13 protein-coding genes are annotated in these 15285 nt (G+C 55.3%); 7 read left to right on the top strand and 6 right to left on the bottom strand.

The features are described 5' to 3' along the window. Positions 1-6: 6 nt before the first annotated feature. A complete protein-coding gene (locus KTH_RS01320) occupies positions 7-1245 on the top strand; it encodes a cytochrome P450 (protein ID WP_497616008.1) in 1239 nt (412 codons plus the stop codon). Positions 1246-1348: 103 nt separating this feature from the next. Here KTH_RS01320 and KTH_RS01325 read toward each other — a convergent pair whose 3' ends face one another. Both KTH_RS01325 and KTH_RS01330 read right to left on the bottom strand, forming a co-directional pair. Further along, positions 1349-2047 carry a TMEM175 family protein gene (locus KTH_RS01325; protein ID WP_497616010.1) on the bottom strand — a complete coding sequence of 233 codons (699 nt, stop codon included), beginning with the start codon at positions 2045-2047 and terminating at the stop codon, positions 1349-1351. Positions 2048-2189: 142 nt separating this feature from the next. After that, positions 2190-3854, bottom strand: coding sequence for a glycosyl hydrolase family 18 protein (locus tag KTH_RS01330; protein WP_497616012.1), 1665 nt, complete (start codon positions 3852-3854; stop codon positions 2190-2192). Between the two features lie 611 nt (positions 3855-4465). Here KTH_RS01330 and fabF point away from each other — a divergent pair. Continuing rightward, on the top strand, positions 4466-5701 hold the full coding sequence (fabF, locus tag KTH_RS01335; RefSeq protein ID WP_497616014.1) for a beta-ketoacyl-ACP synthase II: 1236 nt from the start codon (positions 4466-4468) through the stop codon (positions 5699-5701). Between the two features lie 30 nt (positions 5702-5731). On the opposite strand, the gene KTH_RS01340 is transcribed toward fabF, so the two are convergent. Continuing rightward, on the bottom strand, positions 5732-6223 hold the full coding sequence (locus tag KTH_RS01340) for a cupin domain-containing protein (RefSeq protein ID WP_111319902.1): 492 nt from the start codon (positions 6221-6223) through the stop codon (positions 5732-5734). Positions 6224-6384: 161 nt separating this feature from the next. Between KTH_RS01340 and KTH_RS01345 the strand changes: the two genes are divergently transcribed. From KTH_RS01345 to KTH_RS01355, 3 genes are all read left to right on the top strand, one after another. Next, positions 6385-8418: a WD40 repeat domain-containing serine/threonine protein kinase gene (locus KTH_RS01345; protein WP_111319904.1), complete on the top strand. Its 2034-nt coding sequence runs from the start codon at positions 6385-6387 to the stop codon at positions 8416-8418. 122 nt (positions 8419-8540) lie between these two features. Continuing rightward, positions 8541-9233, top strand: coding sequence for a CTP synthase C-terminal region-related (seleno)protein (locus KTH_RS01350; RefSeq protein WP_111319906.1), 693 nt, complete (start codon positions 8541-8543; stop codon positions 9231-9233). Between the two features lie 3 nt (positions 9234-9236). Further along, the gene (locus tag KTH_RS01355) at positions 9237-9788 is read left to right on the top strand and encodes a GNAT family N-acetyltransferase (protein ID WP_111319908.1); all 552 of its coding nucleotides are present in this window, start codon (positions 9237-9239) and stop codon (positions 9786-9788) included. Positions 9789-9828: 40 nt separating this feature from the next. Here KTH_RS01355 and KTH_RS01360 read toward each other — a convergent pair whose 3' ends face one another. Continuing rightward, positions 9829-9954, bottom strand: a complete 126-nt coding sequence (locus KTH_RS01360) for a hypothetical protein (RefSeq protein ID WP_211326049.1) — start codon at positions 9952-9954, stop codon at positions 9829-9831. Between the two features lie 275 nt (positions 9955-10229). Here KTH_RS01360 and KTH_RS01365 point away from each other — a divergent pair, with 275 nt between their 5' ends. Next, positions 10230-10385: a hypothetical protein gene (locus KTH_RS01365; protein WP_428843952.1), complete on the top strand. Its 156-nt coding sequence runs from the start codon at positions 10230-10232 to the stop codon at positions 10383-10385. A gap of 56 nt (positions 10386-10441) precedes the next feature. Here the strand turns inward: KTH_RS01365 and KTH_RS01370 are convergent, their stop codons facing one another. Next, positions 10442-11287, bottom strand: a complete 846-nt coding sequence (locus tag KTH_RS01370; protein WP_111319910.1) for a sugar phosphate isomerase/epimerase family protein — start codon at positions 11285-11287, stop codon at positions 10442-10444. 242 nt (positions 11288-11529) lie between these two features. Here KTH_RS01370 and KTH_RS01375 point away from each other — a divergent pair, with 242 nt between their 5' ends. Continuing rightward, positions 11530-12891 carry an NAD(P)/FAD-dependent oxidoreductase gene (locus tag KTH_RS01375; protein ID WP_111319912.1) on the top strand — a complete coding sequence of 454 codons (1362 nt, stop codon included), beginning with the start codon at positions 11530-11532 and terminating at the stop codon, positions 12889-12891. 318 nt (positions 12892-13209) lie between these two features. Here the strand turns inward: KTH_RS01375 and KTH_RS01380 are convergent, their stop codons facing one another. Further along, positions 13210-15012, bottom strand: coding sequence for a cation:proton antiporter (locus tag KTH_RS01380; RefSeq protein ID WP_170142401.1), 1803 nt, complete (start codon positions 15010-15012; stop codon positions 13210-13212). Positions 15013-15285: the final 273 nt, after the last annotated feature.

A 15285-nucleotide genomic window follows, 5' to 3' on the forward strand; every position in this document is an offset into this window, starting at 1 on the left:
AAAGCCATGACACAAACCATCAACAAGGCAAAACTCTATGCACAGATACTCAATCCGGCCAGCCGGGCCAATCCATACCCGCTCTATGCGCAGTTGCGAGAAACCCCGGTGTCGCGTCAGGAAGACGGGACCTACGTTGTCAGCACCTACAAAGAGATCTCAGCACTGCTGCATGACCCGCGTATCAGTTCCGATGAGCGCAAAAGCACGCATGGAGCCGGCTCATTGGTCGCTTCAGCAAAGCTTGTGCCGGAGGGACAGGAAAGCCATCCACCGTTCATTTTCCTCGATCCACCAGAGCATGACCGGCTTCGTCGGTTGGTCATGCATCAGTTTACGCCCGAGCGCATTGAAGGGATGCGTCCGCAGGTCGTGCAACTGGTAAATCGCCTGCTTGAGGAACAGAGCGACAGGGCACAGCTCGATATCGTCGATCACCTCGCCTACCCGCTCCCTGTGACTGTGATCTGTCACCTGCTCGGCGTCCCTCGCGAAGATGAACCACGCTTCCACGCCTGGGCAACAATTCTCGCTCGGGGCCTCGATCCAGCACAGAGTATGACCGAGGAAGAGATTCAGCAGGCCGGGCAGGCTGTAGCTCAACTGGGTGAATATATGGATGGCCTGATAGCGGAACGTCGTGAGCACCCGCGAGACGATTTACTCTCCGGTCTGGCTGTCGGAAGCGACCCGGCAGGCCAGATGAGCGAGCGCGATCTGATCGTCACCATGATGCTGCTTTTAATCGCCGGTCATGAAACCACCGTGAACCTGATTACGAATGGCATGCTGACGCTGCTTCGCTACCCGGAGCACCTTGCGCGCCTTCGCGAGCAGCCCGAATATGTGATCGACGTGATTGAGGAGCTGCTTCGCTTCGAGCCACCGGTCCACTTCCGTACGCGGACCACGCTGACCGATATCGATATTGCGGGCGTGACCATCCCGAAAGGGGCCACGGTCGCGTTGATGCTGGCCTCGGGGAGCCGCGACCCGGCTCGCTTCGATCATCCTGACATCTTCGACCCTGGACGCCCGGACAATGAACATTTCGGCTTCGGCGGAGGAATTCATTTCTGCGTTGGCGCTCCCCTCGCCCGAGTTGAGGCCCAGGAAGCCCTGCGGATCATGGCACGACGCCTGAAGAACCCGCGCCTGGTTACCGATCCGCCACCCTATCGTGACAATGCTTCCCTGCGTGGACCGAAGCACTTGCTTGTCGCCTTCGATGCCCTTGAGCGATAAAGAGAACGGGGATAGTATTTTGCCGGGAAAAGATACTATCCCCATTTCTACCTCAAAAGAGGAGAATGAAGCCAATTACCGATCTAATATGTTCTGGTGTTCGTTACTGTCTCCCCCTTTTTTCTAAGTTATGCGAAAGGCGCTCCTTCTTCTGATTGTTACGATCCATAACCGGCAATAAATAAAAGACTACGATGCAGCTACAAAGCACGAGACCCGGCACTCCCTGCCAGAACAACGAACAGATCACGCCCGCCCCTGAGGTAAGCGGCCCCAACAGATAGAGCCGGCTCACTCGCTTCAACTCGGTAGGGCTGACAAGCGGATCGCGGAGCCGGGGCGTACGCACAATATACCACCAGATCAGATTGAAACAAATAGATCCAAGAAACCAGACGCAGCTATAGACCAGAATGGCCGTCTGTTGCTCGCTTGTCCCGATATAGGAAGCGATGAGGGCCGCCGGATATGGAAGCAGCACAACATCAAGAAGCAACAAAAGATTGAGCACATTCAATGCATGATTCGTCTTTTTTACATAGCTCAACAGGGAATGGTGATTCAGCCAAACAACCCCCACCAGCGCAAAACTCAGCAAGAAGCTGGTATAGTTGGGCCATTGTGTCAGAAGCTCTGCCATGAGAGAACGCTGACAGCGCCCTTGCATGCAGGAGATCTCAGGGATGTGAATATTCAGCACCAGCAATGTGATCGCAATCGCGCACACGCCGTCAAAGAATGCGGAGAGACGCGTAGGCTCCAATTCCGTGCTGTGCTGCATCTCGTCTTCGGTTACAGACATACTTAAGGACAATCCTTTCATTTTCTCTATAGTAAAACGATAGAACGATTATACAATAACAGGAGTATTCTTTCTTGCCTGCTGCAAAAAAAGCGAGCGCTTGCAGCCATTGCAAACGCCCGCTCCATGAATACGGAAAAGCTCACGGATTTCGTTTCGGTAGGTTGGGAATAGTCTGGTTACAATCGCCCACGAGCGGCAGGTTGCGACAGACATACTGTCCGGCGCTGTTCTCGGTCGCCGCGCCTGCTGGAGCTGGCTGATGCACACGCTGCTTCCAGAGCTGCCAGAGCATGAAGCCATCGAAGGCGCGTCCCTTGTTCTTGATATACTTGACCAGCGTCTCCACGTTGTAATATTGCGACGCAATGTTGTTCTGCCCGGTCAACATATCGGCATCATACACAGTTCCCGGGGGAGCATCGACTTTCAGAACCGCGCCCCCGGAGCCCTCTGGCGCGATCTCCATCCCCACATTGATCGGGCCATTATAAATCGCGCGATACGACTCGTAGCCCTCACGTGGATCATAGTAGTCGCCCCCGTCGTAGCTCATCAGGTTAATCATGTCGATCATGCTGCCCTTATCCTTCACGACGCGATACATGACGCCTCCAAAGGGCGAGCCCCACTGCACCTTTCCCTCTTCAAATGGCGTTCCAGCCACATAATACGCGCCTGTCGACCAGCCAGCAACAGAGATCTTCAGGTTGGCATTCCGTGTGTGAATCTCGTTGTAGAGGTTGGTGATAATCCCGATGATCTCGCCATCTTTCGTGCAACTGAACTGAGCAGCGGGCTGCTTGTTACAGGAATCTCCCTCTGCCTCCCAATCGATATCGATGCCAGACGCGCCAAGATCAAGGGCCAGATCAACCACATGAGCAGCATTGAAGCGGCTCCACTGGCTTCCCTGACTGTAGGACCAGCCGCCAACCGAGACCCAGACCGATGTATTACGCGCCTTGAGCTGAGCAATGATATTGCGGAGATCCTGTGCCTGCTGTGCTGTCAGCTTCTTCTGCCCGTTATTGGTCGTTGCACCTTCAATAAACTCGAAGCCAGCAACCGCCTGATCGAACTCGAATGAGCCGCGCTGATAGGCTGTATCCGGTCGGGCAAACGCAAGGTTCACATCAGTGATATAGTTGGGAATATTCTCGGGGACCAGATCGTACAGGCTGGTATTCCAGGTGCTTGCATAGGTGACGTAATGCCGCGTCACCTCATGCGAATCGCCGGGCGCGGTCTTCGCGCTGACCGCACTGCTGGCCGCCGAAACATTCCCGGCAGCATCTTTCGCCCGTACCGTGAACGTATAGGTCGTGTCAGAAGCCAGCCCGGTGACAACCGCGGAGGTTCCCGTTACGCTGGCTGCCAGCGTCGTGCCGCGGTACACATCATAGCCGGTCACACCAACATTATCAGTGGAGGCATTCCAGCTCAGGGAGACACTGGAAGCGGTGACCCCCGTCACTTTCAAGCCATCCGGCACCGAAGGCGCTTCCTTGTCCTCTGTGCCGCCGCCACAATCGCTTACATATTTCCAGACACCCCATTGTCCGCTCAGGTCGGGCTGCTCGCCTTGAGTCCACCATTTGGCCTCATACACCTTGCCGTTATAGGAAACACGTGCTCCTGCTGTATAGACAGCCGTAGCGCTCCAGGCCGGTTCCTGACAGGCAGCCAGCGTCGCAGCATGCGCCCGGGGAGCGCCAAATGCCAGAACCGAAGAGAGACTTAAGAGAAAAAGGGTAATGAACGTCATGTTCACTAAGCGCTGCTTTGCCTCTTTGCTCAACATCATTACTACCCCTCCTTAGGTAGTCATCTGCACCGATACACGAACAAAAATATCTGATAACGTGTTCTCTTTCTATTGTACTCAAAATTGGTAAAGTTGTCTATACCACCAGACAGCAAAAAAGCAGGTCTCGAATTTTTTGCTATCGATTTCGCTCTTGTGATCCCATCGTGAGAAAAGAAGGCGTTTCTGAGAGCCATTTGAGAGCCAGCAGCCCTATACTCAGAGCAGGTCGGAAAAATCGGTACAGCGAACTCAGGAAAGCGAGACGAGGGCTTTCGCCTGAAGATAGGGTGCAATGTAGGTATAGTGGCAGTCTGTATACTGTGCGAAGTTGTTTCCCGGAGCCACCCGCGTTCTTCAGGCGAAAGCCCACTCTCACTCACCCTTCCCCCTGATCTCCCATCAAATGTGGTATGCTTTAGGAAGAGAAGCGCCCACACACGCTTCGAGCAGCAGAAGCAATCTACCAGGGACTCCATACGGAATAGCTTGCAGCCCACCTGTGAAGCATATCATCTCTAGCATGCTTCAGGTTTTTTCATGTCTGGGCGATTGATTGGCAAAACAGGTACCATTGTTACAGGATGAGTATTTTGAAGGGAGAAAGAGCAATGAAACGAGTGGTTGTTACCGGTATAGGGTTAATCACCTCTGTTGGTCATACCACCGAAGAAACCTGGAAAGCGCTCTGTCAGGGACAATCCGGCATCAGGCCTATCACCAACTTTGATGCAAGCAACTATCCTGTTCGTTTTGCTGGCGAAGTGCGGGACTTTGATCCTTCCCTCTACATGGACCGTAAGGAGATTCGCCGCAATGATCCATTCACCCATCTGGCGGTAGGCGCAGCGAAACAGGCACTGGAACAGGCACACCTCACCATCACCGACGAGATTGCCCCTCAGGTCGGCGTCTGTGTTGGCAGTGGCGTCGGCGGACTGATGACCCTGCACGAGCAGTTCGAGGTGCTGCATACAAAGGGCCCGGCTCGCGTCAGCCCATTCCTGATCCCCATGATGATGATTAACTCGGCTGCCGGAGCCGTTTCGTTGCTCACCGGAGCAAAAGGGCCGACCTGGGCTGCTGTATCCGCCTGTGCAACCAGCGGCAACGCGCTCGGTGAAGCCTGGGAGACCATTCGTCGGGGCGCCGCAAAGGCAATGCTCGCGGGCGGTTCGGAGCGTGGCATTACCCCGCTCGGGATCGCTTCATTTGCGAATATGCATGCCCTCTCGCGCCGCAACGATGACCCTCAGGGTGCAAGCCGTCCCTTTGATGCCGAACGCGACGGCTTTGTGATGGGCGAAGGCGCAGGTATCCTCTTACTGGAAGAACTGGACTTCGCGTTAGAGCGCGGCGCACCGATCCTTGCAGAAATGGTCGGCTATGGCGCAACCGCCGACGCCTACCACATTACCGAGCCTGCTCCGGGAGGCGAAGGGCTGGTCCGCGCCATGCAGATCGCGCTTGAGACGGCCAACCTGCGTCCCGAGGAGGTCGACTATATCAACGCGCACGGAACCAGTACCCGCTTCAATGACGCAACCGAGACCCAGGCCATTAAAACATGCTTCGGCGATCACGCCTACAAACTGGCGATCAGTTCCACCAAGTCGATGCTCGGCCATACCTTCGGAGGCGCGGGCGCAATCGAGGCTGCTGTCTGCGTGCTCAGCATTGTGTCCAACATGATGCACCCGACGATCAACCTCCACACACCCGACCCGGAATGCGATCTCGACTACATTCCCAATGTGGCCCGCGAAGGCAAAGTACACGTCGCCCTCTCCAACTCAATGGGATTCGGCGGACATAACTCCTCACTGATTTTCCGTCGCTATGCCTGAGCGCCGGGTGCATACTGGCTGTCTGCTCAGTCAGTATGCAGCGGGAGGCAGAATCTCGATATCGTACTTTTGAGCAATCTGGCGCAGCCGCTGAAGGTCTGGCTTCTCAGGCTCCGGCAGCGTCAGTTGTTCCGCCGGTCTCCCGAGCTCCTGCACAAAGGCATCGAACCCTTTCGGTCCCCCGGGTGACGTGATCACCAGCATTTTGAGCTGCTCGCTCTCAATGGTGAAGGAATGCGGCACCCCGCGCGGCATACACACAAAAGCGCCTGATTCAGCGTGCCACGTGTCGTCTCCACAGTGGATCGACATCGTTCCCTCGATGATATAGAACCACTCATCCTGATGATAGTGGATATGACGCGGCGGTTCCTGCCCTCGTGTGGCAGTGATTACCTGCAAGGCAAAGGCGTTCTCACTCTGTCCGCTGGATGCCTTTGTGAGGACCAGCGCGTTCAAAAACCAATACGCCTGTCCTTCATTTTCACGCAGCATATAGCCTCGCTTCTCCTGTGTCATCATCTTCTCCTGTTCCAGAGCAACAGCTTTCTTCTACACCTGACGTACAATATGGCTTGTTCGTGCACAGTTTCTCAAGAAGTGAACTTGCTCATTCTCTCTCAAGGCAAAATCTGATATGCTACAAAACAACTACTGACAGACTCATCAAAAACAGGTATGCTATGGATGCTATGAATACAGACAACACAGCATTACAACCCGGGCAACGTCTGGGCGAATACCGCCTGCTTCGGCAGATCGGGAAGGGGGGCTTCAGCGACGTCTATGAGGGCGAACATCTGCACACAGGACAGCGAGTTGCAGTCAAGGTGCTCCACGCCCGCCTGACAGACGCCGAGGACATCAAATCCTTTATTCGCGAAGCGCGTATCATGCGCCTGAATCATCCCCATATTCTTCAGATTTTTGATTTTGATGTCACAGCCGAAAACATCCCTATCATCATCATGCAATATGCCGCAAACGGCACCTTACGCCAGCGTTATCGGCCCGGGACACGAGTTCCCTTGCACGATATCGTCTCCTCTATTTCACAGGTTGCCTCGGCGCTGCAATATGCCCATGACCGCCGTTTGATCCATCGCGATGTCAAGCCAGAAAATATGTTGCTTGACGAGGCAAACAATGTATTGCTCAGCGACTTCGGTATTGTCACAACCGCTCATAGCACTCGCTCAACCAACATCCGCGACAACATGGCCGGAACCATCTCGTATATGGCTCCCGAACAGATTGAGGGGAAACCATCACCCGCCAGCGATCAATATGCACTGGCAATCACTGCCTATGAGTGGCTCTGTGGACGTCGCCCATTTCAGGGCACTATTACCGAAGTCATCACACAGCAGCGGGTTGCACCGCCACCGCCACCGCGCGACCTGGTGCCAGACCTGCCCGAAGCTGTCGAACAGGTACTCCTCAAAGCGCTGGCCAAAGCACCCGAAGAACGCTTTTCACGCATTGAGAACTTCGCACAGGCACTCGCACAGGCGGCCAGCTCAACAGGTACGCTGCTGATAAGTTCGTCGGGGTCCACACCTCACTTTACGGAACAGCCCATTACCACTCACCCATCAATACATACGCTGCCTACGGAGCGCTACCCCATCACACCGCAGCCCGTTCCGCAAAAGCAATCACGCCGCCTCTTCCTGCTTGGTGGGATCGGCGCGGCAGTGATCGTGGGAGGTGGGGCCGCAGCCCTCTGGGCAAGCAACACGCTCGGTCAGCAAGCACGGGTTCAGCCCACCCGGACGCCGCTATCCCCGACGCCATCACCAACCCAAAAAGCAACGACACAATATCCTATCCCCTACTCTCGGCATCGCGACCGGGTGAAGTCAATTGCCTGGCTCCCCGACAGCAAGCATATTGTCTCGGCAAGTAATGACAAAACGGTCCAGGTCTGGGATTTCAATTATAAAAAGACCGAAGAGCGCCCCATCACCCACAGGGGCGGTGATGCCTGGATGTGGGCCGTCTCCCTCTCGCCCGATGGCAAACAGATTGCCGCCGCCGACTTTGAAGGCGTCATCTGGATCTGGAAAACGGAGGAAGAGACCGCCCCTCTGCGCACGATCCACACACAGCCCGCCAGTTGGCTTCGCGCTCTGGCCTGGTCACCCGATGGGCGCCTTCTGCTTGCGGGCGGCAACGACAAACAGATACGCCTCTGGGATCCCAAAACTGGCAAACGAGAACGCGTCTATGCCGAACACAAGCAGGAGGTTTTTTCCGCTGTCTGGTCGCCTGATGGCTCGCTCATCGCCTCAACTGGCAAGGAGGGCAGCATCAGAATATGGGAAGCCCGCACGGGCAAGACCCGGCATGTTTTCACAGGCCATAAAGGTCCGGTCGAGTGCGTCTCCTGGTCGCATGATGGCACTCGGCTTGTCACGGCAGGCGATGATAAAACCATCAAAATCTGGAATGCATCAACCGGTAAGGTGTTGCGCACCATCACGGGTCATACCGGCCTTGTCACGTCGGTTGCATGGTCGCCAGACGGCACGCGGATCGTCTCGGGCAGCTACGACAACTCTACCCGCGTATGGGAAGCCTCAACCGGTCAGAAGCTCGCCAATCACTACCTTGCGCACACCAAACCCGTTCTTACGGTCGCATGGTCGCCAGACGGGAACTATATCGCGTCCGGTGGTATCGATCAACTGGTCTACGTCTGGGCCGCTCCCTGAGGGGGACTTTCATTGTAGCATGAAACAGGTGCGCCTGGCATCTGCGAAAAGGACAATGTGCTTTTCTGCAAACTCTGGCATACTACGGGTCAGATTGAAAGGGAAAGGATGAACGTTATTCTATGCGTATCGGATTGATCGGCGAATATAAGCCAGGAGTCCTCGCGCACCAGGCGCTCACATTAGCCGCTCATGATCTCGGCTACACCTGCGAGCCCGAATGGGTGCCCACGTCTCAACTTGAAGACGACACGGCACAACAACTGGCATCCTATCAGGCGCTCTGGTTCGTGCCAAATACGCCCTACGCCAGCATGGCAGGCGCACTCAAAGGAATCACCTGGGCCCGCGAGCAGCGCATCCCAACGCTTGGCACCTGTGGCGGCTGTCAGCATATGCTGATCGAGTTCGCCCGCAATGTGGCCGGGCTGCACAACGCGGACCACGCGGAAGAGCACCCGGACGCAGAACTGCTACTGATTACGCCCCTGGTCTGTTCAAACACCAACATTGTCACAACCTGCCTGCTGGCTTCCGGCTCGCGTGTGGCGACGATCTATGGCGCACCCGAGGTGACAGAAGAATACGGCACCTGCAACTATGGGCCCAATGCGCAGTTCTGGCCCAATCTTCAGCAATATGATATGCTCATATCAGGCAAAGATCCCGAAGGCGAGGCGCGTATTATCGAGCTGCCAGAGCATCCCTTTTTCATCGGGACCCTCTTTCAGCCAGAACGCTCGGCATTCCAGCAGCGCGTTCACCCGCTCATCCGCGCCTTGCTGCAAGCGCCTCTCTCAGAAACGAAGGAGTAACCCATGCACACCGTCCCATACATTCCGCTGACGATGATCCGCAAAGACCTGGACAATCTCCCCTCATTTTCCTGTCCTGATGGCTTCGCCCTTCGTTATTTTCGGCCTGGCGAGCAGCACCATTGGGCCCGCATCGAGCACCTGGCCGACGAGTTTCCCGATAAGGGGCAGGCCCTGTACCATTTCGAGGAGGAGTTTGGCAACCACCTGGAAAGCATGACGGAGCGCTGTTTCTTCCTCGTCAATGCCAGGGATGAACCCATTGGCACCGCAACCGCCTGGTATGGGGAGCTCAATGGCGAGGCATATGGGCGTGTTCACTGGGTTGCAATCGAGCCCGAGTATCAGGGAAGAAAGCTGGCAAAGCCCTTGTTAAGCGCCGTACTGGCACGTCTGTCCCGGGACCACCAGCGGGCACTGCTCGATACGCAGACAACCAGCTATCGCGCCGTCAATCTCTACCTCAATTTCGGCTTCGAGCCCTACCCTGTTCGCGACTCATGCCGGGAAGGGTGGGAACTCATGGAACAGGTCCTCAAGCGCAAGATTTTGTAGCGCCTTGAGATCAGGAAACATGGCCCCATAGGCGCGCGATCTATGGGGCCTGCCATAGCAGTGAGATCAAGCCACCAGCGGCACGAATCGCCTGTCCGGTAATCCAGCGAGACTGCTCGCTTGCCAGATACGCAACAATATATGCGATATCTTGTGACTGCGCCATTCGTCCGAGCGGTGTGGACGCAACTCTTCAGGCGGCCCTTCCGTCTCGACCAGTCCCGGCAACACCGCGTTCACGGTAATCCCCCGCGCTCCAAGCTCACGCGCCAGCACATAAGTGCATCTTTTCGTGCAAGTGCAGGACCGTATCTCGATGACCCTGAGATCAGCGCCTTTATCATAAAACTGAAGCGCGTCAGCCCGGTTTTCCGCGCTTAATGGGAGGAGCAGAAGGTTGCGGGCAAATGCGCGGACCACCGCACGTTTCAGCATCCTCTGATCGGTCATCTGACACTGGAACTTGCCAGCCTCAATATCAGTGGCGATCCCGATATCAAATGCTGTATCTATTCGGCCCTGCCCGGTTCGGAGGAAGAACAGAAGCCTGGACGACTGCTTAGCACGCTACAGGAGCACGTTCCAACCTTGAAGTAGCACGCTCAAAAAGGGGGAAATACCGCGCTTCCCCCTTCCCGCATATGAGGCGGATCTTACCCCTGAAGATAGGGCTGAATAAGGTGCATTTCCTGGAGCAGTCCCCCCCACTCGTCGGGGTCTGCATCGTCGTAAATCAGCGTGTAGGGGCCAGAGAAGCCTGCTTCTTGTAGCAACTCAAGGCAGGCAAGATAGTCATCATGATCAATGCCAGTCTCCGAGAAGTAGGCTTTAGCATGGCATGACTCCGCATAGGGAGCAATCGAGCGAAGATCCGCGTACTTGGTTTCGCCGTGCCAGTTGCCAAAATCAAGACACAGCCCTACATGCCCGTTCAGCCGCTCAAAGAGAGCATGCACTGCTTCAGGCGTGCTCAGCAGCTCTTTCCAGTTCTCAGTCATCAGGCGCAGGCCAGAACGCTCGGCCCGCCCCGCAAGCGTTAGCAGGTTTTGAGCGCTGCGAGCAAGTGTCTCTGAGTCGGAAGCGACCATTCCCGCCGCAACCCGAGCACAACGTGCACCCAGTTCCGCCGCAATGTCCAGCCAGCGTGTGAGCCAGTCAAGGTCGCGATCTGCCGTTGCCGCATTGGCAATATCTCCACTATCAATCAGCACCGAAAAGAGCTCTACTTCCCTTCGTTGAAGCTCTGCCCGCAGCTCCGCCAGATAGCCAGAATCAAGCGAAGGCAGATGAAAATGACAGATCTCCACTGTTCTGATGCCGTGCACGACAAGCTGTTCTGGCAGTTCCAGCAGCGTGTGCGTGCCCTTGCCATGTGTTTCAAGCGGGATCTGAAAGCCCTGCTCAACTCCATAGAGAGCGGGATTGCCAAGCACTCGCTTGACGCTCCATGTCGAGACCGAGAAGCGAGACGGCGTGCGCCGCGCGTGAGGTACAGTCATAAGCCGAGGATCCTTTCCAACTGAAAAAGCGAATTATGGCTATCATATCATATTCCCACGAACAAAGAGCGCCCTTTGCCCTCGTGAAGCAACCCCTTACATAGAGGTATACATATATATCATTTCTTATTCTATACTGTATATTTTTCTCTTTTTAACCGTTAGTATAAGTAGACGAACAGCGAGTAAAAAGGGCCGCTACGGCCTGCATTCTCTTGGAGAAAGGAGACACACGACTCTTTATGCCTGCACAACGCAAACATGCCATAGTCATCGGTGGCGGGATGGCCGGACTCCTTGCCGCGCGTGTCCTGCTCAACCATTATGAGGGAGTCACGCTGATTGAGCGTGATCGTTATCCCGCTATCCCGACCTTTCGTCCGGGTACCCCCCAGGGCCGTCATGTTCATGTGCTCCTGCTGGGTGGGCAACAGGCAATAGAAAAGCTCTTTCCCGGTTTTACTGCGAAGCTCTGCGCTCATGGGGCGGTCGAGCGCGACATTATCAATGATACGATTTTCTGCTATGGCGCACGCAGCCCCCGTCGACCATCGCATTTACGTGGCTACACCTGCACACGGCAACTCATCGAGTGGCAGGTGCTTCAGGAGCTCCGCAAGTTCCCACGCCTGACCTTGCTGGAAGGTCATGAGGTGAGAGAGCTTCTGTATGAAGACGGGGTGGTCCGGGGCGTTCGCTTGCATCAGCGGAATCATCAACCGCCGGCGCAGAAACAGCTTGAAGAGCGTGGGGCTGATCTGGTCGTCGATGCCAGTGGTCGCTACTCGCGCACCCCCCAATGGCTTGATAAGCTCGGCTATTCTCCCCCACGCGAAACGGCCATCAATGCGTATCTGGGCTACGTTACACGCTTTTACGCACCTCCTCCCAATTTTCAAGAAACCTGGAAATTGGTCGCGATTCAGGCAGTAGGTTCCCAACAGCGCGGAGGGGCGATTCTCTGTGTAGAGGGCGATAAGGAGCACCCTGAGCGTTGGATGGTTGTGCTGGTTGGCATGGGCAAGGATTATCCGCCAACGGACGAGGCATCGTTTCTTGAGTTCGCGCGTAGCCTGGCCGACCCGAGCCTGTATGAAGCGATCAAGCAGGCAAAACCGCTCTCTCCCATCTACGCTTATCGTCAGCATGAGAACTATCTGCGCCATTTCGAGCAACTTCGGCACTTTCCAACGGGGCTTCTTGTGCTTGGAGACGCGGTATGTACGTTTAACCCTATCTATGGTCAGGGAATGACAGTCGCGGCGCTTGAAGCTTTGCTCCTGGATCGCTTCCTGAGTACTACCAGAGGCACGCCCGCAGAAAAATTGCCGCTGCTCTTTCAGAAAAAGCTCGCTCGCCTGATAGACTTTCCCTGGCAAATGGCAAGCGCCGCAGACTATCGCGTCATCAAGGGAGCAAGCGCCCGGGGACTACAGCGTCTGACACATCTCTACTTCGAGCGGCTGATTCCCTTAATCGCAGTCGATCACTCCATCTCAGTAACATTTCAGGAGGTACTGAATATGGTGCGTCCGCCCACTGCACTCTTTCATCCCGCCATTATGGCCCGTGTGCTGACCTATCGCCATGAAAACGGAGCATAAAAAAAAGCCTGCCAATTCATCTCTGGGTGGCAGGCTTTCGGTATTGGGAGAGAAAAGGAGGGTAAACAAAGCTATGTGAGCATGAGGGACGCTCAGCAATGTCTGGTGTATAGAAACACCTGGAGTGATAACCGTCCATTGAAGGCTTCTACCTGCTCAAAGGATTGCCTTTTCTCTACATCTATGGAAATAAGCATACCTGAAATGGGGCGATTTTGCTGTTAGAGAGGTCACAGAGAGACTGTGAGGTATCACACAGAGAGGCAAAATACAAAGAAGTTTTCCGGGGGACGCCTGACTCGGTCCCCCGGTTCCGACCTAGCTGTTCTGAACGCTCGTTGGTTCGTCTTCCAGCGCCTGATGTGCGTCAGCTTTCAACTGCTCAAGCGCCTGCTTTTCAGCCGGGGTAGAGAGAGAGAGGTCATAGCGATCCTGTCGAATGGCATCGGTATAGGTCTGAATATCATCACGCTGACATCCCAGATAGAGCAGGGTTTGTCGCGTGATATTCAAGCCGCCTTCGAGCTCGGGGTGGATCACCGCGCTTGCACCCCGGGCAAACAGATCCTGAATGCCGCCCTGCGTTGCCGCGCGTACCACAATCGGCACCTCTGCTGCACGCTCGCGAACCGCCTGGACAATTAACTGAGCTGAGATCTCATCGGGCACCGTCACTACCACAGCGCGAGCCCGCTCCACATGCGCATGCTTCAGAATCTCCGAACTGGCCGCATCCCCGTAGAGCGCGGGGACCCCATGCTGTTCAAGCGCCTGCACAACACGCAAATCCATATCAACGACCAGACGGGGTAATCTGAGATAACCAAGAACCCTGACAATATGTTCACCGACTCGACCATAGCCAATCACCACCACATGCTCTTTCAAGAGCTCTGGCTCCAGTTCTGGCACACGCTGTTTCCCCTCAAGGAGCGACCAGAGGAACGGAACACGCTGTAATTGCCGCTCCAACCAGGGCATCAGCCGGAAAAGGAACGGGTTCACCATGATCGAGATCATTGCACCCGCCAGCAAGAGCGAGTAATGTTCCTGTGTCAACACGCCAAGCGAGACACCCATGCTCCCAAGCAGAAACGAGAACTCACCGATCTGGCTTCGTCCTGCCGCCAGCACCAGCGACGTTTTGGCCGAACGTGCCAGAATGGCCGTGAGCACAAGGGTTATCAGGAACTTGCCAAGCAGTATCAGCGCCGTAATCAACAACACGCCACCAAGCGAGTTTAAGAGGTGCAGCGGGTTAACCTGCATGCCAACCGAGACAAAGAACACCACCGTGAAGAGCTCCCGAAACGGTGAGATCTCCGCCTCTACCTGATAGCTTAATGATGACTCGCTGACCACAACCCCGGCCAGGAACGCGCCCAGAGCCAGCGAAACCCCGAAGAATTGCGATGCCGCCAGCGCCGTTCCAATCGTCAGTACGACAATTGCCACAATAAACAGCTCACGCGACTGCACCAGCGCCAGCTTGTTGAGCAACCAGGGTATCAGTCGCGTGCCAGCAACCAGCATGATCGCGGCAAAGACCAGCGCCTTTACCATTGCCAGCCCGACCGTTTGCCACAGCGGCTCTGTACTTCTCGAGGTCATCGTGGGAAGCAGGACAAGCACCAGTACCGTAATCAGGTCTTCCAACACCAGCCAGCCCACAGCAACTTTTCCATGCGGGGTATTAAGCAACCCCTCATCCATCATATTGCGCAACATCACCACGGTACTGGCAATAGAGAGAGCCAACCCGATCAGGATTCCTGCCTGCGTCGACCAGCCCATCAAAGGAGAGATGCCCACAACAACCAGCGTTAGAATGCCGATCTGGAGCAGCGCACCAGGAATCGCGATCCGACGCACAGCCCACAGGTCGGAGAGAGAGAAATGCAGCCCGACCCCGAACATCAGAAAAATAATCCCAAGCTCAGCAAGCTGCTGAATCATCGATAAGTCACCAACGTAGCCAGGAGTAAATGGACCAATTGCCACACCGCCAAGCAGATACCCGACCATCGTTGGTAATTTGAGGAGACGGGCGATATGTGCCCCAATCAGGGCGACAATGAGGGCCATTACGATATTCAACAGCAACGGTAAATCATGTATCATTGTTGTTTCCCCCATTACTTCCTGTATTCACAGTCATCGCGAATACTGCTATTGCATCAAAGTAGATGCTTTCTCGACTAGAAACGATAGAGATTCTCCTTTGTTCTTTATTCATGAATAGATATCTCTCTATGTTCAAACAGGTTCAAAAAGTGAGGATAGAAAAAAGGGAGCCCGGGCCGGTCCCCGGGACTACCGGATGACGTTCCTTCAATGAGGCGCTCCCATACAGCAGATGGCGAGCAGTTCAAGCAGTTCCTCTTCGAGAAAGTG

The sequence above is a fragment of the Thermosporothrix sp. COM3 genome (assembly GCF_059696735.1).

Excerpts from the sequence above, each read along its gene's own strand:
- KTH_RS01320 (WP_497616008.1), top strand. The coding sequence starts at position 7 with ATGACACAAACCATCAACAAGGCAAAACTCTATGCACAGATACTCAAT.
- KTH_RS01325 (WP_497616010.1), bottom strand. The coding sequence starts at position 2,047 with ATGTCTGTAACCGAAGACGAGATGCAGCACAGCACGGAATTGGAGCCT.
- KTH_RS01330 (WP_497616012.1), bottom strand. The coding sequence starts at position 3,854 with ATGATGTTGAGCAAAGAGGCAAAGCAGCGCTTAGTGAACATGACGTTC.
- fabF (WP_497616014.1), top strand. The coding sequence starts at position 4,466 with ATGAAACGAGTGGTTGTTACCGGTATAGGGTTAATCACCTCTGTTGGT.
- KTH_RS01340 (WP_111319902.1), bottom strand. The coding sequence starts at position 6,223 with ATGATGACACAGGAGAAGCGAGGCTATATGCTGCGTGAAAATGAAGGA.
- KTH_RS01345 (WP_111319904.1), top strand. The coding sequence starts at position 6,385 with ATGGATGCTATGAATACAGACAACACAGCATTACAACCCGGGCAACGT.
- KTH_RS01350 (WP_111319906.1), top strand. The coding sequence starts at position 8,541 with ATGCGTATCGGATTGATCGGCGAATATAAGCCAGGAGTCCTCGCGCAC.
- KTH_RS01355 (WP_111319908.1), top strand. The coding sequence starts at position 9,237 with ATGCACACCGTCCCATACATTCCGCTGACGATGATCCGCAAAGACCTG.
- KTH_RS01360 (WP_211326049.1), bottom strand. The coding sequence starts at position 9,954 with ATGGCGCAGTCACAAGATATCGCATATATTGTTGCGTATCTGGCAAGC.
- KTH_RS01370 (WP_111319910.1), bottom strand. The coding sequence starts at position 11,287 with ATGACTGTACCTCACGCGCGGCGCACGCCGTCTCGCTTCTCGGTCTCG.
- KTH_RS01375 (WP_111319912.1), top strand. The coding sequence starts at position 11,530 with ATGCCTGCACAACGCAAACATGCCATAGTCATCGGTGGCGGGATGGCC.
- KTH_RS01380 (WP_170142401.1), bottom strand. The coding sequence starts at position 15,012 with ATGATACATGATTTACCGTTGCTGTTGAATATCGTAATGGCCCTCATT.